This window comes from Halomonas maura (assembly GCF_030409305.1).
In the GTDB taxonomy this organism is placed as follows: Bacteria; Pseudomonadota; Gammaproteobacteria; order Pseudomonadales; family Halomonadaceae; genus Halomonas; species Halomonas maura.
Window position 1 is genome coordinate 19,401 of sequence record NZ_JAUFPQ010000008.1, and the last position, 21,853, is coordinate 41,253.

At 61.9% G+C, this 21,853-nt stretch carries 15 protein-coding genes and 1 other RNA gene; 5 read left to right on the forward strand and 11 right to left on the reverse strand.

Annotation, left to right across the window (positions count from 1 at the left end):
* Positions 1-8 precede the first annotated feature (8 nt).
* The 6 genes from QWY76_RS01725 to QWY76_RS01750 form a co-directional block, all read right to left on the reverse strand.
* A complete protein-coding gene (locus tag QWY76_RS01725) occupies positions 9-4,982 on the reverse strand; it encodes a DNA methyltransferase family protein (protein ID WP_290309384.1) in 4,974 nt (1,657 codons plus the stop codon).
* Between the two features lie 13 nt (positions 4,983-4,995).
* Entirely contained in the window at positions 4,996-6,021 is a 1,026-nt protein-coding gene (locus QWY76_RS01730) for an Abi family protein (RefSeq protein ID WP_290309385.1), read from the reverse strand.
* 217 nt (positions 6,022-6,238) lie between these two features.
* Complete coding sequence (locus tag QWY76_RS01735; RefSeq protein ID WP_290309386.1) at positions 6,239-9,166, reverse strand: DEAD/DEAH box helicase; 2,928 nt, start codon at positions 9,164-9,166, stop codon at positions 6,239-6,241.
* A 708-nt stretch (positions 9,167-9,874) separates the two neighbouring features.
* Positions 9,875-10,813, reverse strand: coding sequence for a hypothetical protein (locus QWY76_RS01740; RefSeq protein ID WP_290309387.1), 939 nt, complete (start codon positions 10,811-10,813; stop codon positions 9,875-9,877).
* A gap of 256 nt (positions 10,814-11,069) precedes the next feature.
* Entirely contained in the window at positions 11,070-12,470 is a 1,401-nt protein-coding gene (gene mobV / locus QWY76_RS01745; protein WP_290309388.1) for a MobV family relaxase, read from the reverse strand.
* Positions 12,471-13,018: 548 nt separating this feature from the next.
* A complete protein-coding gene (locus QWY76_RS01750; protein ID WP_290309389.1) occupies positions 13,019-13,636 on the reverse strand; it encodes a hypothetical protein in 618 nt (205 codons plus the stop codon).
* A 279-nt stretch (positions 13,637-13,915) separates the two neighbouring features.
* Between QWY76_RS01750 and QWY76_RS01755 the strand changes: the two genes are divergently transcribed.
* The gene (locus QWY76_RS01755) at positions 13,916-15,559 is read left to right on the forward strand and encodes a competence protein CoiA family protein (protein ID WP_290309390.1); all 1,644 of its coding nucleotides are present in this window, start codon (positions 13,916-13,918) and stop codon (positions 15,557-15,559) included.
* Positions 15,560-15,563: 4 nt separating this feature from the next.
* Here QWY76_RS01755 and QWY76_RS20060 read toward each other — a convergent pair whose 3' ends face one another.
* Complete coding sequence (locus tag QWY76_RS20060) at positions 15,564-15,770, reverse strand: helix-turn-helix transcriptional regulator (RefSeq protein WP_353960383.1); 207 nt, start codon at positions 15,768-15,770, stop codon at positions 15,564-15,566.
* Positions 15,771-16,400: 630 nt separating this feature from the next.
* Here QWY76_RS20060 and QWY76_RS01760 point away from each other — a divergent pair.
* Complete coding sequence (locus tag QWY76_RS01760) at positions 16,401-17,384, forward strand: plasmid recombination protein (RefSeq protein ID WP_290309391.1); 984 nt, start codon at positions 16,401-16,403, stop codon at positions 17,382-17,384.
* A 207-nt stretch (positions 17,385-17,591) separates the two neighbouring features.
* Complete coding sequence (locus tag QWY76_RS01765; RefSeq protein ID WP_290309392.1) at positions 17,592-17,771, forward strand: helix-turn-helix transcriptional regulator; 180 nt, start codon at positions 17,592-17,594, stop codon at positions 17,769-17,771.
* A gap of 367 nt (positions 17,772-18,138) precedes the next feature.
* Here the strand turns inward: QWY76_RS01765 and QWY76_RS01770 are convergent, their stop codons facing one another.
* From QWY76_RS01770 to smpB, 3 genes are all read right to left on the reverse strand, one after another.
* Positions 18,139-19,347: a tyrosine-type recombinase/integrase gene (locus QWY76_RS01770; protein WP_290309393.1), complete on the reverse strand. Its 1,209-nt coding sequence runs from the start codon at positions 19,345-19,347 to the stop codon at positions 18,139-18,141.
* Between the two features lie 268 nt (positions 19,348-19,615).
* Positions 19,616-19,995: a transfer-messenger RNA gene (ssrA, locus tag QWY76_RS01775) on the reverse strand.
* A gap of 42 nt (positions 19,996-20,037) precedes the next feature.
* The gene (smpB, locus tag QWY76_RS01780; RefSeq protein WP_126481788.1) at positions 20,038-20,529 is read right to left on the reverse strand and encodes an SsrA-binding protein SmpB; all 492 of its coding nucleotides are present in this window, start codon (positions 20,527-20,529) and stop codon (positions 20,038-20,040) included.
* Positions 20,530-20,657: 128 nt separating this feature from the next.
* On the opposite strand from smpB, the gene QWY76_RS01785 reads away from it, so the two are divergent.
* Complete coding sequence (locus QWY76_RS01785; protein WP_183385330.1) at positions 20,658-21,092, forward strand: type II toxin-antitoxin system RatA family toxin; 435 nt, start codon at positions 20,658-20,660, stop codon at positions 21,090-21,092.
* Positions 21,082-21,405: an RnfH family protein gene (locus QWY76_RS01790; protein ID WP_290309394.1), complete on the forward strand. Its 324-nt coding sequence runs from the start codon at positions 21,082-21,084 to the stop codon at positions 21,403-21,405. The genes QWY76_RS01785 and QWY76_RS01790 overlap by 11 nt, the downstream gene beginning before the upstream one ends.
* A gap of 12 nt (positions 21,406-21,417) precedes the next feature.
* Here the strand turns inward: QWY76_RS01790 and QWY76_RS01795 are convergent, their stop codons facing one another.
* A complete protein-coding gene (locus QWY76_RS01795) occupies positions 21,418-21,840 on the reverse strand; it encodes an outer membrane protein assembly factor BamE (RefSeq protein ID WP_290309395.1) in 423 nt (140 codons plus the stop codon).
* Positions 21,841-21,853 lie beyond the last annotated feature (13 nt).

Consider the following 21,853-nt stretch of genomic DNA (forward strand, 5'->3'; position numbering starts at 1 on the left):
GGGGCAGGTTAGTTAGCTGTGACTTCAAAAAACGCCCAGGCTTCTTCGTAGTCCTTCTCCCGATCCGGGCGGGTGAAGGGGGCGTGGTATACCACGGTTTTCTCCCAGGGGCCGTCGGGGAGGGTGTCGTCGAGATAGGTCTTGCGGACGACGCCTTCCTGCATGTTCTGGATATCTTCCCAGCCGAGGGCGATGCCATACTCCGCCCGATCTGGGGATTCGATGGAGTAGTGGATGTCGTTGTCCAGGTCCTTCCTGTTGGCCTTGCGCGGCAGGCCGACGCCGACGAGGCCCTTGCTGGGGGTGAAGACGATGCGGCCGCGGGCGTCGTACCAGGTGTCGGCTTCGTACTGACGCATCACTGAGAACTGCACGCGATAGATCGTCTTGAGCTCTTCCAGGGTCATGCCCAGCGCCTGGGCGACCAGCACGTCGATCTCGACCAGGGCCTGACGGCGAGAGTAGTCGCTGCGCAGGGCGCAGTGGCGCTGCCACTCTGGAGTGAGCTTCGAAAAGAACTCTTGGTCCAGCAACGGGCTCTGGCTGGCCCAGCGGGTCTGGTTGAAATCGTCTTTCCAGCAAGACTGCCAGAGATCGGCGTAATGGGTCGTCAGGCTGGTCAGTGCCAATGCCCGGCAATGTAGCCCTGATCTATAAGCATCGGCGGTGAGTACCGGCAACTGGTTGATCAAGGTGGTATTAGCATGACCCATGCCGGTGCTCTTGACCCGGTAGTCGAGCGGGACTGAGAGGGTCATGCAAAAAAAGTCGAGCAGATGGCCATGGGTCTTCAAGGCCGAACCAAGGCAGGTATTGATATGGCTGACACCGGGCGGAAGAATAGTGGTGATGAGTGTTCTTTCTGATGACGGCCCGATCATTTCCCGGTTCACAAACCGATAATATGCCGTCACCTTCCTGGGCTGCGTTTTCCCTTCTTCGATCCAGCTAACACGCGGGGTGCGGGCGGCATAGGTGTCGGGGTTGCAGGCGGGCACGTAGTTGGTGCGCGGCAGGTAGTCGTCGGGCAGGGTTTCCAGGTCGAGGCTATCGTAGTCCTTGTTGCTCTTGCAGCCTGGGCGAGGCGACTTGAAGATCGGGTTGCCGGCGAAGAAGTGTGGACCGCTAAGTATCCATTCACTTGCATCATTGGGAAAGCACGTTTGGCGTCTCATAGTGCCGTCATGCTGTGCGTTGACCTCGTTCCAATGCTGGGTGGAATAGCAATCACCCTTCAGGTCAGCAAGGCGGGTTGGCTGAGCGGCGAAGCGCTCCAGTACGCTAAGCAGCTGGTGTGCATGCAGTGCGGGCAGGCGCGCTTGGAGCGGTGGAGTGCCGCTTTCGTCATAGAGTGAGGCGAAGAGCGCCAGGGTATTGGTGTCGACCTGGATCAAGCGGTCGCGGTGGCCGGTGAAATCCCATTTCACCCGTGTCCGGCCGTCCTCTCCCTCATACTCTTCCTTGCTTCCGGGCACCTCGCCCTCGCCATTGTGCGAAAAGCAGGCATCGATGGTGTTGGGCACGAAGAGATTGCCGAGTTGCCAGAAGCGAGGTGATATCTTGGCTGGCCCGTAGATATTGGCGCTATAACGAGTGTGGTTATCGACCTCGGCAAACAGCTTGGTCTCGTTTATAAACTGAAAATGTGCCCGCAGTCGGGGATATATCGCCTCGCGGAAAGTGCCGCCCCTGGGGTCATCGTAGATGCCCTCGGGATGCAGGAAACCGGCGATGCCTTGTTCGCTGCCCAGCCGCCAGGCGGTGGGCAGGAAGCACTTGTAGAGGTTGGCCTTCTGGCCGGCGAGCAGCGGGTAGTTGCTGCTCGCATTGAGAAAGGCCTGGGTGCCTTCGCTCTCCTCGTACTCCTCGCGCCAGGCGGTGAGCAGGGCGGGGTGATCGTGGAAGGCCTGCTCGCGCAGTTCGGCGAGCTTGCTGGCGGAAACCTTGCGCAGGGCGAAGAGCGGCTGGTGATCGCCCATGATGCCGCCTTCCTGCCACTCCACCTTGAGCCAGGGCGGGTTCCCCAGCACCAGGTCAAAGCCGCGGCGGCCGCTGACGTTGCCGGCGAAGATATCGGCGAACTCCAGCTCCCAGTGGAAGAAGCGCCGCCGCTCAGCCAGCTCGTCGGCGAGTTGGAGGCGCGGGCAGGCGCGGAACAGGGTGTCGAGCTTGACCACGCCGAAGCGGTCGACGAAACGCTGGCCTTCCTCGACACGATCCGGCTCGAGCTGGAAGAGATCCGGGGTGTCGTGGCTGGGGCCGGCGCCGATGGTGTCGCCGAGCAGCAGGGTCTCAAGGTCCCAAAGCCACTCCTCGCGGTTGGGCAGCTCCTCGGTCCGGTCGATGGGCCAGAACCACAGCGCGCACCAGTAATCCATGGCCAGCTTGAGGCGGCGGTAGGCCGGGGCGCTCTGCTGGTAGCGCTCGGTGAGCGAGGCCTCCAGGGCGTCCTTCCAGGCCAGGCTGGTGGCCTCGCCCCGGGCCTCGTGGCCGTAGATGGGGTAGGGGTCGCTGGTGCGCTCACGGATGCGAGAGAGCTCCCGGGCGTGCTCGGTCCACAGCGCCTCCACCTGGGCGCTGAGCTTCTGTAGGCGCTTGAGCTCGGTGGCGTCGAAGGGCTTGGTGAAGGGCTTCTTCCAGGCCTTGATGGCGGCCAGCTCGTCCTTGAAGAGCTGCTTGGCGACCTTGTCGGAATAGTCGGCCATGCCGCCATAGGGCAGCAGGAAGTGCCAGATGCGCTCGCCGAGCGGCGCGTCTTCGCCGTCGTCGTCGGTGGCAAGCGGCACCGTATCGCCGGCGCGGTTGAGCCAGGCCGCCGGATCCTTGGGCTTGAGCTTCAAGGCGCTGGCCGGGTAGGCCTCGCGGCGGGCGCCGATCAGCGAGTTGCCGGTGCGCAGCTGGAAGCCGAACCAGGGCACGAAGCGGTCGGCAGAGAGCGCGCCGAGCCACAGCGAGACCTCGGCCAGCTCCACGGCCACGGGGTTGAGGTCGACGCCGAAGACGGAGTGGTCGGCCAGGTACATCTTCACCCGCTGCTTCTCGAAGGCGTAGTCGGCCTGGGGAATCCTGTCGGCGGCGGGATCTGCCTGTTGGCGGGCGCTCTGGGCCAGGGCCAGGTACTTGTCGGCGAGCTGGTCGATGGCCTCGTTCAAGAAGGCGGCGCTGCCCATGGCCGGCTCACAGATCGTCAACTCGAGCAGGCGCCCGGCGCGAGCGGCATCATCGGGCAACGGGTCGAGCTGTTCGGCGTAGAGCTCCTTCAAGGCGTACTTGACCAGCGAGCGGGTGAGCACCTCCGGCGTGTAGTAGGAGGCGCTCTTTTCGCGGTCTCGCCCGGCCAGGCGGTAGAGGAAGCTGCCACGGGGGTGGCGGCGCAGCACCCGGTGGCCGGCCTCATCTCGGTCGAAGACCTTCTCGTCCTCGCGGAAGTGTTCCAGCTGTTCGGCGGTGACGAAGTAGCCGGTATCGAGCGGGTCGGGGTTGGCCTCGCCGGCCTTCTTGACCTCGAAGAGCTCCTGTTCGGCGAAAAAGCCGCGGTAGCTGAGCAGTGCCTCGTAGACGGCGCCGAGCTGGTTGATGCCCAGGCGCGCATAGCTGATACGCCCGCGGCGGCGATTGCCCCGGCCCCCATTGGGCCGCGACAGCGACATCTTGTGAATCACCTGCTGCCAGACGGCGTTGGGGAAGACCACTTCGTTGAGCAGGCGGGTACGCTCGGGATCGAAGAGGTGGCTCTTGAGCGCCGGCAGGGTGAAGGCGCTGCGCCCGGCCTGGCGAGCGGCGCTCCCTTCGGTACTCAGGCCGTCGAAATCGAGGCTGTCGGTGTGGGGCGCCTCCACGCCCTCGTGCACCAGGCGGAAGAGCCGGGTGATGGAGTGGTGAAGGAAGCTGCCCCGGCGTTCGCGCTCGCTGGTGAGCGGCACCATCTCCAGTTGGCGCAGGCCTTCCAGGGAGTAGCCGCTGAGGTAGACGGCACTGTCCACAGGGGCGTAGCCGAGCTCGGGGCGGGCCTCGATATAGAACAGGAACAACAGCCGGTACATATAGCGCAGGCACTCGCGGGAGAGTCGCTCGGGATCGAGTTGGCCGGAGTAGATGCCCTCCTTGCGGGCGCGGGCGCGCGCTATCAGCTGGCGGGCGGCCTCGTTGCCGAGCAGCTCGATGCATTCGCGCAGGGCGTACTTGAGGTCCTCGCTGACCGCGTAGGCGTGCTTGTGGGCGTTCTCGTCAAGGCTGTCGAGCAGGCTCTGGCCGTTGGCCTCGAGTAGCGATTCGCGCCCAAGCAAGATGCTTGCTGCCTTCAGCGCTTCGGTCTCGCGGCGGGCCAGAAGCTCCACCCAGTCGAAGCGCAGCAGCTGGCCGCGGGCGAAGCGGGTGCGGTCGACCAGCACCCACTGGTGCGGGGCCACCAGCAGTACCCAGCGCGGCGGGTGCTCGCGGGCGAATACCTCGCGGGAGAGCAGGCTCTGCCAGCTGGACGGCGTCTCCGAGTCGAGGTCGCGCTGCAGGGCGGTGGGCAGCGGGGTCTCGGAGAGCGCCTTGTACTGGGCAGGTAGTGGCGCGGTGGTCAGAGGGTCGCCTTCCGGCTCCTCGAGGGGCAGCGCCTCGATGACCCACAGCAGGGGCGTGCCGTCCTGGCCGGCCAGTTCCGCCAGCAGCGGGATCTCGCAATCGTCGCTGAGCAGGCGCCGCTCGGGATGTGTCGTATAGCCGAAGGCCTCGAGCAGAGGACGGGCCAGGGCCCGGGCGGCGTCTACCGCCTCGCGGGCGCGGCCGCGACGGCTCAGGGCCTGCACGGCCTCGATCTCGCGCAGCCTCTCGTGGGCGCCGCGGCGCAGCAAGCCCCAGGGCGTCTCGTCGCCGCTTTCGTTGGCGCGCTGCTGCCAGGCTTCGAGCACCCCGCGGATGTCGCCTTCGAAGATATCGGCGAGGTAGTGCTCGCTGTAGAACTCGTTGTCGTTGACGATGCCTGCGTATGCCATAGCGTTCCTTGCCTTAACGCGTCTGTGCCCCGCCGGTCGCTGCCGGCGGTAGCGGATGTAGCGATGCGAGTCGTTGCTGCCAGTCGTCCGGGAAGCCCATGGGCTGGCGAGGGATATCGGGGTACTCCGCCAACAGCGCTTGCAAGCGACCGGGCCAGCGGGTGTCCGGACTGATCTGGGTGGTGAGGTGGGTCAGCATGGCCATCACCGTAAACAGGCGCCGGGGGACATCACGCCCCGGGCGGCCATCAGGGGTGGGAATGCTGTCATCCCACCTGGGCGGAATCCCAAGCTCGCGGTTCCATAGCCTGGCGTGGTGCGCGCAGATATTGCGCACGAAGGTCAGGGTATGCAGCCAACTGCCGAGGACCCTCTGCGGGAGGCCGAAGCGGGTCGCGATCGCTTTCCTGTCCCGGTCTTTCGCCAAACCCTGATAGAGGTGGGAGATGGCGCCCAGGCTCATCTCTTCGAGCGCGGCCCACGATGGCGGCAAGCAAGGATCGGAGTAGGTCTCGGCATAGAAGCGGGGGTAGTTATCTCGCTTGCGGCTCTCGATGCGTTGATCCTTCACCTTGTCAGATACGCGGCTCTTAAGTATCTGCTGCTGTTCGCGCTGGAACTTCGTCCGTTCCGACGCCAGGGTGTTCTCGATATCGCCGATCATGCGGCCGAAGCGGTAGCGGTGGCTGAACAGGCTCCGGTCCAGGTACCAGTGGGGGCCGTAGGTCGGTGCCATGTGGTGACTGATGCAGGCGCGGACCGCAACTTCTACTCGCTCCAGTGCGACCATCAGCAACTGCCGCAAGTCGCTGTCGAAGCGGTACGCCCGAACGATGTCAGCGAGCTGGCTACCTGGCTTGAAGGCGTGGTCCCTATCCTCGGGGTACTGGAAAGGCCGCATATAGGGGCTGAGCCTGAACAGCGTAGTGACCTCCAGCAGGCGGAGGGCTCGATCGGCGTCTTGTACCTGGAGGCCGCGCTCGACCAGTAGCTCGAGCTGTTCTCTGGCGGTGAGGGCTGGCTTGGTGAAGCGCGTCATGAGGCCACCTCCTTTGCGGAGTGGCCTTGGGCGTTGCGGCGGGCAATAAAAAACCCGCGCGATTTAAGCGTAACTGCCGGAGCAGCCATAGGCTTGGCGGGTGTGTTGACGCGTATTATAGGCACGCCGATATCGGCACGCAAGGCAACGGCCGTTGTCATTGCGCGGCAATTCGTCAGGCGAGGACGAACCGTCGTGAACGCCGTCATAACGCCCATCATGCCTGCGTCTCCAGCGGAGTGGCGGGGTCGCCGGTGAAAACGGCGGCGACCTGGAGCCAGGGCTGGCGCTCGATCTGTTGGGTGGCCTCCAGCCAGTCCAGGTAGTCGTCGAAGACGCGCTCGAGCTGGGCGGTGCGCTCCTCACGGCGACGCTGCTTGCGGGCTTCCTGCTCGCGGCTGGCGGCGAGGTCGAGTTCGATTTGTTGCTGGTGGCGGCCCTTGAGAGCGTCCATGGCCTGCATCTGAGCGTTGAGGCGCTCGTTGAGCTCGGCTTCGCGAACTTGGCGAGTGGCCTCAAGGTAGCGCTCGGCGGCAGTCACGGCGGCGGGCAGGGCGTTTTGCAGGGGCGTGGTGTCGCCGCGAATGCCGGGGTTGGGTAGGGCGGTGGGGTCGAGTTCCAGCTCGGCCAGGGCCTCCTCGAGGGGGATGGGTTCTCCGACGTTACCGCTGGTGGTGTCCACGGGAACGGCACACCAGGCCTGAATCAGCGACTGGCCGCGTCGGTTTGGGTAGCCCCCCTGGAGCAGGAAGCGGGCCTGGCCAGCGGGAAGGTGGTCGGGCACTCGGATCACCGGGGCGGTATGACGGCCGAAGGCGTTGAGGATGCGATCGCGGAGCCACTCCATCACCGGGTGCAGCGGCCAGAGGTACTGCACGGTGGGCCAGGGGTCGTCCTCCTGGCGAGCCTGGTCGAGGGCCTGCTGCATGCGGGCGATGTCGGCGGTAAGAATGAAGCGGTCATGCTCGGGGCGGATCTCGCGCGGCAGGTAGGCGAGCCGCTGGCGCAGGTCGTCGGGAGCGACGAGCTCGAGGCGCTGGGCACTCTCATCCACGTTGGCCTGCAGCTCCTGTCCCTGGTCGCGCATGGCCTGGCGCAGCCAGTCGATGGCGGCCCGGGACCAGGCAAGAGTGCTGGAGTAGAGCCGCGGTGGCTGAGCGGTCAGCGAGGCCAGGTCTCTGGCGGGAGGTGCCTCGGGGATGAAGGCTTCCAGCGGTGACTCACTGTGCGCGAGTTGGTCGTCGAGCAGGCCAGCGAAGATGGCCGAGAGGTCGTTGGGGTCGTCGTCGCGTTCCAGCACCTCTGTCACCTGGGCCTCCTGCTCCTCTTGAGTGCGACCGGCGCTGAACTCGGAGGGGTCGCCGATGTTGCGGCTAGCCTGGTCGTCCTTGTCGATCAGTACCTCGAGCACACGCTGGTCGCCGCGTACCTTGGGATGCTGTGACTCGGTGAGCAGGTAGCGGATTTGCGGTGACTGGCTCTGGCCGTAGCGGTCGATGCGGCCGTTGCGCTGCTGGAAGACCATGAGCGACCAGGGGATATCGAAGTGCACCAGTCGATGGGCGCGGTGGTGCAGGTTGATGCCTTCGGCGGCTACGTCGGAGCAGAGCAGCAAGCGCAGCTGGCTATCCCCTCGGTTGAACGCTTCCACGGTGGCCATGATGTCGCGGTCACGATCGGTGCCGCGCAACACACCGACCTGTTTGGCGCTGAGGCCGGCGTCGACAGGCAGGTGTTCCTCGAGAAACGCCAGGGTGACCAGGCTCTCGGTGAAGATCACCAGCCGGTCGTCACTGCCGCGGCTCCAGTCCAGTTCTCCCTGGCCGGCCTTGCGCCCAAGGAGCTCGAGGAGTGTCTGATACTTGCCGAAGCGTTCGGGGGTGACCGCCCGCACTGCGAGGGCCAGTCCCTCGAGGCTGGAAATATCGGCGTCTCGCTCGGGGCTTTGCTCCTGCTTCTGCAGCCTTGCCAGGCGGTTCTCGATGGTGGAGAGGCAGGCGGCGGGACTGGAGAACAACGTCTTCTCCAGTCGGGTGCGAAACAGGCCGCTGCCGGCGGTGCGTTTGCCGTCCAGGGTATGGAAGCTGACATTCATCAGCTCGTCGAAGGCGTGCTCTTCCTCGGGGCTGGCCGGCGCCCGATGGCGGGCGATCTCGCGATCTGGGAAGTCACCGAGCTGGTCGCGCACGTCCTTCTTGAAGCGGCGGATCACCAGGCCCTTGTCGCGGAAGTCCTCGTGGGCGTAGTCGCTGGGGTTGGCGATGGCCGTGGGATCCAGCATGTTCATCAGGCTGGCGAAGCTCTCGGGCTTGCCGTCGTGGGGCGTGGCCGAGAGCATGATCAGAGTGTCGGAACGCGTGGCCAGCAGCCGGGCCAGACGGGCACGCTGGGAGGCGCCGTGAGCCCCGGCTCGCTCGGCCACATTGTGGGCTTCATCGATGATGATGATGTCCCAGTGAGCCTGCTCCAGGTAGTGGCGGTACTCGATATCCTGCTTAAGGGTATCGATGGAGATGATCGCCCGGTCGAAGTAGTGGAAGGGGTTGTGGTTGGCCGGGATCCGGCCCCGTACCCTTGCCAGCCCCTGGGAGTCGAGCCGCGTGAGCGGAATGGTGAAGCGGTTCCAGAACTCCTGCTGGAACTGGCCGAGCATCGACTTCACCGCCAGTACCAGGATGCGCTTGCCGCGGCCGCGGGCGATCAGCTCGCTGGTGAGGATGCCGGCCTCCAGGGTCTTGCCCATGCCCACGGCGTCAGCGATCAGGATTCGTGCCCGAGGCTGGTCCAGCGCCTGGCGGGTGGGCTCGAGCTGAAAGGGTAGGGCGTCCATTGCGGCGTGGTGGCCGAGATGGATGCGCTCGTCGGCGGGAGCGGTGTCGCGGAGCTGAGTGGCCAGGTTGAGCAGGCCGGCCCGGTAGCCCTGGGAGAGGTCATCGACCAGTTCGGTGGTAGCCGGGTCGAGGATGCGGATCTCGTCTTCCAGCCGGCTGAGGAATTGGGCCTCGCGGCCGCGCACCAGCTCTGAGACGCCTGTACACCCGAGCAGGTAGCCGCCATCGCTCGAATGATCCAGGCGAGTGAGGCGCCACTCGGCATCGCGTATCTCCAGCCGCATCCCCGGTGCAAACTGTTGATGATGACCCATTCATCCCCCCTATCTTGCTGGCTCCAGCTTCCCATTGGTTCCGGGCGAACGACGCCGTTCCCTGGTTTTGGTTGCGCATCCCTGGGGCTGCCAGGCATTTGAGATGCGCTAATGGGCCTTAGCGTAACAAGGTGTGAAGGGGCTGTCTGTTCGTAGTATGGAGCAGTGCGGTCGGGTGCCGAATACCTTCACCATCCGGGCCAATGCTGTATCGGGACTGGCGCGCATGTCCAGGGGCTCGTTGGCCAACCAGATCCCATCGATATGGATCACGACAGCAGATCCTAAAGCAGCGCCCGACAGCCTTCTGCATCAGACACCGGCCACTCGATGGTCACCGTTCCCTTGGGACTCGGTATCGAGAAGAGGATACGCTCAGGCCTCCTGAAGCTGGGCCGTCCCCGGCGCTGTGGTACTCGCTAATGGCACAGGGGCAAATGCTGGCATGTCACTCACCGTCTCCTGACGACGAGCATCCCGGATCCACTTGTGCACCTGGTTGGCGTTCAGGGCATGCTCCAACGCGATGCCGGCCCCCGAAGCTCTGGGCTGCTATGATGCCTCGACGATCCTGGCCTTGAACTCGACAGTGAAGCGGCGATGCTTCCGTGGTGCCTCCAACACACTTAACTCACTCATGGTAGGTGTCCACTAAGAAATAGGTGGACACCTACCGTCATGGAAGTCGGGGCTCAGCGGAAAATTGAATCACCGGCCGGTTACATTCAGTCCGTATGAAAGCCCCGTAAAGACCAAAAACACTAGCGACCATCCTGTCAACACACTCGCCATGGACTTTGGATTCCTCTTCCTCTCCAAGAGAGAAAAGATCGCCAGGTGGAGAACCGCAATAGGTAGACCAGCCCTGCCGGCACTTTCCCCCAAAATATCGAAAAGCGCATCGTGCTCTGCCGCTATTGCAAACATTCCGAACTCGAACCTTCCTGCCATTTCATGCAGGGTGGTGGCCGCTGCTGAAAAAACTCCAGCTGCTGGCAACAAAAAGACCAAAGCAAGATCAAGCTTGGGCAATCGCCCCTTGAACGCGGAGTACCCTAGGTAAATGTATACCAAGCACACATATATGATGAGGGCGAGGGGTGGGAACAGCAGCCCCGTCACGAGTAGCCCCCTTAGTAGCTCACTTTCTCCGGGCTCATGTCGATAGCCGAGACCTAAGAATAAACCGCTCGCTCCACCAAGAATCACGAGGAGTAGCGGCAGGCTATGGACATACTTTCGATTTCGCTCGTAAAGCCCCACCATCCAATGTTTAGGGGATGTCTTCCCCTCGAGCTCACTGGATTGCACTTTGCTGGAATAGCGACTCCCAGCTGCCTCAATATCAGCTAGCTCATAGTCTTCAGCTTTTCCGCCCCCTTCAATCTGTGTGACTGCGCCTTGGGATGATAGCCCGGCACTCATAGTTGAGTTACTATCCTTGAAACCTTCGTAAATCCATTGGCCGAGGCTGACAGCAATCCTTAGGCCAATTGGTGGCAGAACTATCCAAGCAAGTACAGCCATAAGCATGAGAGCGTCATCCATGTCGTACCCATCCCGCTTGACACTCGGATAGACCTGATCAATGACGAAGACAGCCCCAACTATGATTCCGCCCATTACCCATATCATGTTGGCCGCCATCCACAGTCGACGCCAACCTTCTCGATTCCCTGTGTTCAAGCTAGGCTCCTTGCTCTGTTCGTTTATAATATCTTATTTATAGTGCCCGATCCTTTCTCCATTGCCTAGCCTTTGAATGCGCATTTCGTGGGTTATGTGCTCGCATTTCCATCACGTCTCTCCGCCCAAGTTGGAGAGTTGAAATTGCCAAGTGGGTCATTATGGCGCTCTTCCCTGAGCCGCCTTAGAGCGTTGATCCACCTCTAGTGGATGCTTCTCAACGTTCAAACGGTGATCGCGGCGACATGGCCTTCTGGGGCTTGGCCGGAGTCGCTTCCTGGGTTTTTTTGCCCACTGGGACTGTGGGCACTTCCCCCTCGACCAGAGCTCGGCCCCGCGGCGTCAGACTGCCGTCTACCTCGAACAGACCGCTCTCAGCCCAGGCGTCCAGTGTCGCCTCCAGATCGCCGCGGGCCGCGGCCAGACGCCACGCCTTCACGCGTTCGCTATCCTCCAGCCGGGCCAAGTCCTCGGCGGTCAGGTGACACAGCCGGGTGGCTTTCTTATCCTCGAGGCGCTGGCGTTCCGCGGACTCCGCTTCCTGGCGCTTGAGCTCCTCCCGTTTGCGGGCCTCTTCGGCCTCGCGTCGTTCCCGCAGACGGTCACGGGAGACCTCTTTGATGCCCTCAACCTCCTCAGCTGTGAGGCCAGCCACCAGCGCCTCTAGGTGCTCCAGAGTCCGCTGATGGGCCCGGCGCTCCTCGTCCAGGGCGGCCTCAGTGCGACGGGCGGTCTCCTCCATCTCGTCCGCGCGGCGACGCTCGATGTCTGCTGTCGCAGCCCTGGCTACTGTGGGGGCGTAGTGCTCGACCACGAAGGCGCTCACCCTGGCAGCGTGTTCCTCTGGGGTTTCTCTGTCCCACAGCAGTCCCTGGCGGGCCAGATCATCGGGTGAAAGGCTCAAGTTCTCGGCCAGGCCGCGGGCCAGGGCTTGGTGATACTCCTTGGTGGTGACGTGGGTCGCTGCTGAGTGGCGTAGCCCTCGGCGCAAGCCGTGTGGGATGGCCACCTCCTCGGCGAATGTCGTCTGTAGCTGTCGCAACAGATCCTTGCGGCCCATGAAGTAAGACGCGCTCAGCGCGGTGCGGGCCGGGACGGGGAAGGGCTTTGTGCCTCGTACAAACTTTCCGTCACGCTTTCCCACGATCACGTTGCGCTTGCGGGTAGTTGCGGGGTAGTTCACTAGGGGGACGGCGTAGACCACGAGATGTGGGGTCTTCTCGTCCAGCTGGACATTTACGCCAACTATATTCTGGGCGCCGTGGCGGGCCTCCAAATACGCCAAAGCATCGCGAAAGTAGTCGCGCCACTTTACGGGACCTCCCTGTTCAGCGAATACTTCATGCGGACCAGACACTACGTACTCGATGACCCGCACGGAGTCGGCGGCCACATTGTCGGCCAATTCCAAGCGCTCGCGAATCGCGGCTTGTAGCTCTTTAGGACTCGTCGCCGGTCGCCAGTCCTCGTTCAAATGAGTTCGAGTCTTGTCGGCATGTGGCACCGGTATTGTGCGCCAGGTATGGGCGGCACTGGTGCCGATCTTGTGATTGTTGAGCTTCACCGCGCGGATCACTGTGCTATTACGAGTGGTGGTGGTTTTGGTACGAGCTGCCATGTAAGCCCCCTTCCGTGTCGGGTAGTTGAAATGCAGAGGGTCGAGATGCCTACCTCCCTCTCTTTTCTATACAGGGGTCCGGCACGGAGTTTTGCGGTCGAAGAAGGAAATTTTTTTAACCCAGTCCTAATTCGACATCACAGGTAGTGATCCCGTAGGGCTGGTCAGATCAGAAGAACATGGCCACTACTGGGTTCAGCGCCAGTCAGGAAGGCCCTATGGCCTGTGAGTAAAAGTATGGACAGCCCTAGAGGCGGTTTCTTGGCTGATGTAGAGCCCTACGGTCGATGAGTAAAGCAGATTGAAGACCCGTAACTCACTCTGGGTCTTGTATCCACAAGGGATGATCGAGATGGCATACCTCAGTAGAGGGTATACCCATACGCGACGTACATTCAGTCCTTGGAGAGCATCATCGGGAGTGCCCACTCTGGGGATGATCTCTTGAGAACGCCATCCCGCCATGAAAAAGGGCCTCCCGGCGAGGGGAGGCCCTGTGGCTATCCAAGGCAGGCTGGCGAGTCAGCGCCAGCGCTGAGCCCAAGGGATCACAGCGCGTCCCTCACCTCGGGGTACATACGGCTGGTTTCAGGCATTTCACCATATTTTCGCTCCAGTTTTTCAGCCTCATCTTCAAACTCACCGCGCGCCATGTCTGCGGTCCATATTGGCCGTGCAAGGCAAATAAAAGGCATCTCCCCTTCCTCCAAGGGAGGGGAAGCATAAGAAGTAACCACCTTGTAAATGCCCACTTCGACTCGCAATTTCGTGAAATCCATTTGGCTCCACGGGACCCAGCCTTTATCGGTTAGGTACCAATAGTTTGTATGGTCGGGGAGTTTGGATGGATAGCAGTCTTTGTCCAACCCTTCACGTGTCGAGAGGCTCATGAAGTCCCGCTCCAGCATTCGGAGCAACCATGAAGGGGCGATGGTATCGACGCCGTGCCTCGTCTTCAGTAGCTCACTCAGCCGGCTGATGACCTGTGTTGTCACCTTTAGCTCGACTGGCATGTTGCCGAGCAGCCCATTCGCAGACGTGTAGCCAAAGGCGTGAGCCAGCAGCTTTTGGGCTCTCGACGTGCGGATGGAAACGCCTTCCTCGCGCAGAAGGGCGCAAAGAGAGGAAACCAGGGAGTTGAACTCGTTCTTGCAGCTGATCTTCATGTGAATTCTCCGCCGCACAGCCCCCATTTACCTGCGCAGATGAATCCAATGAAAATCATCGTGTATGCGGATCCAATCAGGATGACGAATAGAGTTGGGGCTCGGGCCTCGTCTCGCCCATGTAGCAGAACCACATTGGCATTAACTTTGCTAGAGCCCCATAGCGTTGTCAAGCTTGCGTGGTCCTCGACTGCGTTTTCCTCATACCTGGCGTCAGCCATCCTTCCCAAGGCCCCACGCCAGGCAGTAGATTCAAGCCATGGAGATGGGGAGACCGCCATGGACGTCGAGCGCAAGCGATCGGAGGAGATTCATTACGCTATCGGGGAGAACCGCGAGGTGGTCTCGGTGCTCGATCTCACCCCGGAGCACCATCGCGGGCTGCGGTGTCGGTGCGTCTGCGCCTACTGTGATGCTCCCCTCGTGGCTCGCCTTGGGGACAAGCGCCGCTGGCACTTCGCCCATGCCCCGGGCTCCGAGGAATGCGGGTACGGGGCCGAAACGGGCCTGCACCTGGCGGCGAAGAAGATGCTCGAGCAGGAAGGCGTGGTCACCCACCCGGCCCACACGATCAGCTGCACCCTGCACGACCTGGAGGGCAAGCCGCGCTCCCTGTCTCGCACCGTGGCCGAGGCCCTCCCCCGGGCCGAGGCGACCGACATCCGGCAGGAAGTGGCTCTCCCCGGGATCGTGGCCGATATCCAGCTGACGGATGCCCAGGGGCCGCTGCTGGTGGAGGTGGCCGTCTCCCACAAGGTGGATGCCGAGAAGCGCCAGAAGCTGGAGGCTCTGGGCTGGCGCTGCATCGAGATCGACCTGAGTCGCGCCAGCGATCGGCGCCTCACGCCGGCCGAGCTTCGCAAGGCCCTCTTCGACCCCGAGCGAGCCTCATGGGCCCATCACCCTGACACGGCGCGCCATGCCGAGCCGCTCCGGGCCGAGCTGCACGGCATCGTCGACCGGGCAAACGAGGTCCTGCGCCGAAACGCGCAACGGCAAGCCCAGGATACCGAGATCGAGGCAATGTCCGCGGATCAGCTCGCCAAGCAGATCTGGCATGAGAAGTACCGCCAATGGCAGAGCCGGCGAGGCCAGTGGCTGTCCCCTCATGTGCTTCGCCCCACCCCTGTCGAAGAAGTGGTCGACCAGGCGCCCCGGCCGGTTCACCCGTCTCTGGAAGCCAAGCGCCGGCCCGAGCCGTTGTCGCAGCCTGCGGCGCTGGCGCCACGACTCGACTTGGTAGCGATTCAAGCCACCGTCGATCAAGCCGTGCGCCGTTCTCCATCTCGGCCGCTGCATCTGGGGGTTCCACCCCAGGGCACGGGGGATACCCACATCGCCGATGTGCAGGACCCGTTGCTGGCGCGTTGGCAGGCGGAGCGGGACCAGCTGGACATGGAGGCCCTGCAGGCACTCGCCGGCGAGCTCCAGGAGGAGCTGGAGAGCTTGCGGCGCTCCGCTGCGGCCCATGGCCCCGAAGCGACACCCCCTGTCGACCGGGAGCCTCTCTCAGGTGACATGCCCGGGTGCCTGGCCATCCCCCTCGACCACGAATGGCTCATCGCCCCCAGCCCTCCGGAGTGGAAAGCCCGAGTCGTCCAGCACCTGCGCCAGCGCGCGCCCAATGGCCGGAAAGGCGGCGTGCCCGTTCCGCTACTGCTGGTTTCCCTTCGCGGACACGGTCTCTCGGTGGTCGAGCCCTATCGCAGTGCTCAGGCGGTCGTGGACACCCTTCGCTACTATCGCCTCGAGGCATGCGCCCCGGCGCTGGTGGACCTCATGGAGGCCCTGCCCGTCCCCCAGGCAGTGCTGACCTCTCTCCTGGAGGTGCTGGAGGAAGCCTCGGTCATCAAGCGGCGCCAGCTGCGCGGGCGAATGGCCTACGTGATGGGTAAGGGCCGTCCCTTCCTGACCAGCGGATAGACTCCTATATGACTACAGCTAGTTGATCTCGCTCTTGCATCTTGGCGGTGATCCAGCACTCGATTTCATCTTCATACCATGCTACCGAACGTGGTCCTAGCTGAACTGGTGCCGGGAATTGCCCAGCTTGGATCTGCCTGTGCAGTGTGCTGGGGCTGATGGCGCAGCGCTCGATAACATCTTGCTTCCGAAGGAAGAACTTTGCACTCATACTCTCTTCTTACCTCTTCCACATGGGCTCTTCTTTTATACAGGGGCCAAATAATCGACTTTGCGGTGCATGCCCCGGTTTTTTTCGTGCGGAAAGCGAGCAGTACTCACTTGGTACAACCGAGAGTGGTCCCATCGAGGATTGGAAGAGGGTGCACTCGGACAGGTGTGTTTCCATCAATCACTGACCCAGGCGGCCTGACGTCTATGGATATCCGATCAGAGCATCGATGGCCTATTGGGTGCTTCAGACGGTTAGGTCCACTTCTTAACGCCTCGTCTATCCAACAGCATTGGATTCCAACCACGAATGAAATGTATCGCGTTACCAATCATTGAGCGTTGCGAAGGCGATTAGAAACCACCAGTCAGTGGAACAGCTTCACAATGGCCACCACGGACGCTTCTCAGCGGTCTGGTAGCATCAAGACCTCATCTGCCCAATGGTATTGAAATCCAATCACGATGAATTTAAAACCACTAATGTATTGTTGTGCGTAACGAATCATGACGCGTTACGAGGGCGCACAACCTCCACTGGGCGATATTGATCCCTCATGCTGAGCTCTTCCCAAAAGGGCCTCCCCGGGGTGCTACGATGGACTTCATCGGGACAGTCACAGGAGGGAGCATGTCCACCTACCAGTTTGTACGCCTGCAGGGGTACCCCCGGGGCTCAGCACGGCGAAAAGGAACCCTGGCCTCGGTACTGGCGGAGGGGCGCCGCGACCCGAGCCACTCCCGCCACGTGGACAGCCCTGCCATTGAGGTCACCCCCATCGATACGGAGTGGGACTCAATCAGGGAGTACCAGGCGTGGATAGAGACAACTATGGGCAAGTGCGTGAATCGGATGAATACCCGCAACGGGAAGGTGGTTGAGCGCAAGATACGGTCTGACGCGCCAGCGTTGGGCACTGTTATTGCGAGTCTCCCCAGCCTTACAAAAGATACTCCCCGGGAAACGATTGACCGCTTCAGAAAGGAGTGTGCCGACTGGTTTCAGGACTATCTCGGCAAGGTCGGGATGCGCCTCAACTACTGCGTACTTTATCTGGACAAAAAATACCCTCATCTGCATTTATGGTTCACTCCAGGAAAAGAGATGCTCGCCAACAAGGAGTGGAAAATGAGTGTTGTGACCAACCCCTCGCTTCCAGTTAAGGAGAATATGCGGCGAGGGTTCTTTCGCGATGTTGGGCACAAGTATTTTGATGAGCTCGAAAAACCGAAGGCTGAGCGCCGCCGTCGAATTCCGAGTCGTGCCGTTGCAGCAGAAAATCGGCTACCACAAGGTGAGCCCAATAGTGAGCCTCCCCTTATGGGGATGCCCGTTTCCAGAGGTAGTAACGCTGATGTTGGGTGGGACTCTAATGGGGTGGTCGCCATTGACATGGAGCAGAATCCTTTTTACTTAGAGACAATTCGACGCCTTGTTGAAATAGTGCTTCAGCGACGGCACGAGTTAGGTTCGTTATCTCAGGAGCAAATCATTCGCATGATGGTGGGGCGTTCAGGGGCCTCGGAAAAGTGCTGCCAAGAGGTTATCAAAAGGATGTTAGAAGACTTTTGGGCTGATAGCGAAGAACAATCCGACCAGCCTAGCCGCCCTTGAGAAGATCGCTTTAACAGCACCAAGTTAACCTCTTAACCATTGCCCATTCCCTACCGGATGGCATTATCGAAGGCCTCACGGGTTTGAAAGGGGCGCTGGGCCAGAAAAATTGCCGAGCATTGAGAGCCTTCCACCGCAAACCTGCGGATATGACCCCTGTATTAGAGGTGAAGCGGGAATTCACCTGAAATCTGGGAGTTCATGGATATGACAAAGTTGATTCGCAAGAATGAAGTCCTCGCGCGCTGCGCTATTAGTAAAAGCACACTGCATAGGCTCATCCAGAACGGCGGCTTCCCTCGGCCTGTCAAAATCTCAGACCGATGTGTGGCTTGGGTTGAACATGAGGTCGATGAATGGATGGCAAACAGGGAGCGGAGCTGCTAATTCAGGGCCTTTACATTCGGTAAAGAAGTTTGGCTAAGGTGCCAGGGAAGTAAGGCTTCACTAATGGCTGATCTTTCTGAAAAGCTTTAATGGCTGTGACGGAATTCGATGGAGATAAAAGTCTCCGATCTCGTTAGCTGTGTCATTAGAAGTTAAGGGTAAGATCAGTCGCGCATGGTTCGAATGTCTGTGACGCTGTCGGGGCGATATATACGATCAAAGTCCAGTCATAGTCGTAGATCTCATAGTATCTTGCCATGCGTCCTCTGTGCAGGCTTGTAATATGTTAGACTGCATTGAAATTTTTCGACAAAGCCTAGGAAGAGTTTCTCTGTGGTCGTACTCAAGCATTGTAATGAGTTGTTTTCTAAGATGCCGTGCTATCCTCTCTTAGCTTGTCTAGATAATCAGCCCATGATTGCAGCATCTTCCGGCGCTGTTCTAGATACTGGGTCCGGTTGTAGGCGCGACCGTTGCTGTCCTTCACCGTGTGGGCCAACTGCTGCTCAATGTAGTGCTCGGGGTAGTTAAGTCGCTCGGCGAGGATCGTGCGCGCCATCGCGCGGAAGCCGTGTGCTGTCATCTCGCCCTTGAAGCCCATGCGGTCGAGCGCAGCCTTGATCGTCGCATTGCTCATCGGGCGCTTGCTGCTGCGGATGCCAGGAAAGAGATACTCGGTGCGCCCGGTCAGGCCATAAAGATCGCGCAGGATCGCCACGGCCTGAGTCGGCAGCGGCACGATATGCGCCTGGCCGGTCTTGCTGGCGTGGAAAGTCCAAGTAGCCTCCTCGAGGTCAATGTCAGCCCACCGCGCCTGGCGCAATTCGCCGGGGCGCGTGAAGACCAAGGGGGCTAGCTTCAAGGCAGCGGTGGTAGTGGGTTGGCCGCCGTAGCCGTCGATGGCACGAAGAAGCCCTGCCACTTCTTTGGGATCGGTCAGGGCAGCGTAGTGCTTGGTCTTGCTGGGCCGCAGGGCACCGCGCAGGTCCGGTGTCGGGTCGCGCTCGACGCGTCCGGTTGAGATGCCGTAGCGGAAGACCTGGCCGCACAGCGTCTTCACTCGATGGGCGGTTTCGATATGGCCGCGCTCCTCGATGCGGCGAAGGCAGGCTAGCAGTTCGGGGGAGGTGATCTCGGCGATAGGACGCTTGCCGATAATCGGGAAGGCATCACGCTCCAGCCTCCGCCTGTTTCGCTGGTAGTGATCCGGCACGACCTCGTGCTGATGAACCCGCTCCAGCCACTCCTGAGCCACCAGCTGAAACGTATTGGCCGCGATTTGCTCACCCAGATGGCGCTCAAGCTGTTTGGCCATGCTTGGGTCAATACCCTCGGAAAGCTGCTGCTTGGCATTGTCACGCGCCTTGCGGGCAGCTGCCAGGGAGACCTCGGGATAGGTGCCGATGGCCAGGAGCTTCTCCTTCCCGGCAAAGCGATACTTCATCCGCCAGTACTTGCTGCCGTTCGTCCGAACTTCCAGGTAGAGGCCGCCGCCGTCGGCAAGTTTAGTGGTCTTGGCTTGCGGCTTGGCCATTTTGACGGCGGTGGCAGTCAGCTTGTTGGTCTGGCGGCTCACGGGGGTACCTCGCTGCAGGCCTGGGCTGTCACCCCAGTTCCAGTACCCCCATATCAACCGCGGGTATGCTGGGAAAGCCCCGCATGGCGCGGATTCGAGGCAGTTGGGGGTATCAGGTTCTGGATTCGACGCTGTACCCCCAGATGTACCCCCAGTCATGGGGGTATGTCAAAGGATGTGGTGGGATGTCCTGAACACAAGAAAGGGGCCCGGAGGCCCCTGTTCATGCGGTTTCTGGTGCTTCCTGGGAAGTCCTGAAACCTAGGTTTGGTGGAGGCGGCGGGAATTGAACCCGCGTCCGCCGACACTCGCCCATCGGCTCTACATGCTTAGTTCCGTCATTTGCTTTAACGCCTCTGGCTCCGACGGGCAGGATCCAGCGACGCGATTCCTCAAAGTTTTAACGGCTGACGCGAGGACGAAGCCAGCCGCGATCCCATCAGTCTTGGCTCGTATCCCGTCGGTGATGAATGGGCACATCACTTCGGGGCCGGACTAGAAGCTAGCGGCGTTTAAGCTGCCAGCGCGCCCTGAGCGTAGTTGTCGTCGTTTGCGACTATTTAATCGTGATGTTGGATTTACGAGATACATCACGCTCTCGGCATGCACCTCAGGGGTTGTCATCGGCGTCGAAACCATGTCGCCCCCGTTACATCGCCATCTTATCAGGATGGCCGACCTTGTGACACCTCATCCCTTGTTTTGTTCGCGCATGATCCGGCCCTTCTGCCGCTGCCAGTCGCGATCCTTCTCGGTGGCGCGCTTGTCGTGCAGCTTCTTGCCGGTGACCAGCGCCAGCTCGCACTTCACCAGGTTGCCCTTCCAGTAGATCTTGAGCGGCACGCAGGTGTGGCCCTTGTCCTGGGTGCGCGAGAAGATCCTGGCGATCTCCTTGCGGTGCAGCAGCAGCTTGCGGGTCCGGGTCGGGTCGGCCACCTCATGGGTGCTGGCGGTGTTGAGCGGCGTGATATGGCTGCCGAGCAACCAGGCCTCGCCGTTCTTGACCAGGATATAGGTGTCGGTGAGCTGCGCCTTGCCGGCCCGCATGCTCTTGACCTCCCAGCCGGCCAGCGCCAGGCCGGCCTCGAAGGTCTCGTCGATGTGGTACTCGAAACGCGCCTTCTTGTTCAGGGCGATGACGTTGTTGCCGGGACCCTTGCCCTTGCCTTTCTTGTTGGCCATGGAACCTCGTGTGCTGTCTTGCCGGTGGCGGCCTGCCCCTCCGATATGGGGGGAAGCGTGATACCATTCAAGGCCGAAATAACCGCTCATGATACGCCCTGGGCCCCTTGAAGTCAGCGGAGAGGTCAATGCCAACGGTCAATCGGTCCGCCCTGGTGCGGCACACCCCCCAGGAAATGTTCGATCTGGTCAATGATTTCGAACGCTACCCGGAGTTCCTGCCGGGCTGTCGGCGTGCCCGGCTGCTCGAGCGGGACTCGGCGCACCTGGTCGGCGAGATGACCCTCGGGCGGGCCGGCATCGAGCAGAGCTTCACCACTCGCAACGACCTGCACGAGCCCGAGCGTATCGAGCTGTCGCTGGTCAACGGCCCCTTCAAGCGCCTGCGCGGTCGCTGGCTGTTCCTGCCGATGGGCGAGGATGCCTGCAAGGTCAGCCTGGAGATGGAATTCGAGTTCGCCAGCCGGCTGCTCGGCATGGCCTTCGGCAAGCTCTTCCAGCAGGTCGCCGGGCAGCTGGTGGATTCCTTCACCCGGCGTGCCGACGAGCTCTATGGCCGCTGAGCCGCCGACCCTCCTGCGGGTCGAGGTGGCCTTCGCCCTGCCGCACCGCCAGCGCATCGTCGAGCTGACGGTGCCCGAGGGCACCACCGCCCGCCAGGCGGTGGTCCTGGCCCGCCTCGAGGAGCACTTCCCCGAGGTGGCGCCGGCCAGTTTCCGCGAGGCCGATCTGGGGATCTTCGGCAAGGCGCTGCGCGACCCGGAGCGACAGCCACTGCGCGAGGGCGATCGGGTGGAGGTCTACCGGCCGCTCAAGATCGACCCCAAGGCCGCGCGGGCCGCCAGGGCGGCCCGCGACGCCGGCAAGGGGCGCTGAGCGCGAGCGGGGTCACTGCTCGTCGAGGGGGAGGGCCTCGAGGACGTTGCCGCGGGCGCCGCTGTCCCCGTCGGGGCCGATGCCGCGCCCGGTGATCAGCGACGGCGGACGCGAGAAGTCGCCCTCGCGCTCGATGTCCACCAGGCGATTGCCGTCGAAGGTCAGGGTCAGGCGGCGCTGCTCGACGTCGCCGTAGGCCTCGTCGAGGCGGTACAGGTAGTCCCACTGGTTGGCGTCGAAGGGGGCCTGGAGCAGCGGACTGCCCATCAGGTCGACGACCTGCTGGCGAGTCATGCCGGGGCGCAGTTGCTCGGTCATCGAGGGGGTCACCAGGTTGCCCTGGGCCAGGTCGCGCTTGTACACGCCGAAGTAGCTGCAGCCGCTGGTCAGGATCAGGGCGACGGAAAGGGTGACGATTCTGGTCAGCTTTTGCATTTGCGCCTGTTCT

Excerpts from the sequence above, each read along its gene's own strand:
- QWY76_RS01725 (WP_290309384.1), bottom strand. The coding sequence starts at position 4,982 with ATGGCATACGCAGGCATCGTCAACGACAACGAGTTCTACAGCGAGCAC.
- QWY76_RS01730 (WP_290309385.1), bottom strand. The coding sequence starts at position 6,021 with ATGACGCGCTTCACCAAGCCAGCCCTCACCGCCAGAGAACAGCTCGAG.
- QWY76_RS01735 (WP_290309386.1), bottom strand. The coding sequence starts at position 9,166 with ATGGGTCATCATCAACAGTTTGCACCGGGGATGCGGCTGGAGATACGC.
- QWY76_RS01740 (WP_290309387.1), bottom strand. The coding sequence starts at position 10,813 with ATGGCGGCCAACATGATATGGGTAATGGGCGGAATCATAGTTGGGGCT.
- mobV (WP_290309388.1), bottom strand. The coding sequence starts at position 12,470 with ATGGCAGCTCGTACCAAAACCACCACCACTCGTAATAGCACAGTGATC.
- QWY76_RS01750 (WP_290309389.1), bottom strand. The coding sequence starts at position 13,636 with ATGAAGATCAGCTGCAAGAACGAGTTCAACTCCCTGGTTTCCTCTCTT.
- QWY76_RS01755 (WP_290309390.1), top strand. The coding sequence starts at position 13,916 with ATGGACGTCGAGCGCAAGCGATCGGAGGAGATTCATTACGCTATCGGG.
- QWY76_RS20060 (WP_353960383.1), bottom strand. The coding sequence starts at position 15,770 with ATGAGTGCAAAGTTCTTCCTTCGGAAGCAAGATGTTATCGAGCGCTGC.
- QWY76_RS01760 (WP_290309391.1), top strand. The coding sequence starts at position 16,401 with ATGTCCACCTACCAGTTTGTACGCCTGCAGGGGTACCCCCGGGGCTCA.
- QWY76_RS01765 (WP_290309392.1), top strand. The coding sequence starts at position 17,592 with ATGACAAAGTTGATTCGCAAGAATGAAGTCCTCGCGCGCTGCGCTATT.
- smpB (WP_126481788.1), bottom strand. The coding sequence starts at position 20,529 with ATGGCCAACAAGAAAGGCAAGGGCAAGGGTCCCGGCAACAACGTCATC.
- QWY76_RS01785 (WP_183385330.1), top strand. The coding sequence starts at position 20,658 with ATGCCAACGGTCAATCGGTCCGCCCTGGTGCGGCACACCCCCCAGGAA.
- QWY76_RS01790 (WP_290309394.1), top strand. The coding sequence starts at position 21,082 with ATGGCCGCTGAGCCGCCGACCCTCCTGCGGGTCGAGGTGGCCTTCGCC.
- QWY76_RS01795 (WP_290309395.1), bottom strand. The coding sequence starts at position 21,840 with ATGCAAAAGCTGACCAGAATCGTCACCCTTTCCGTCGCCCTGATCCTG.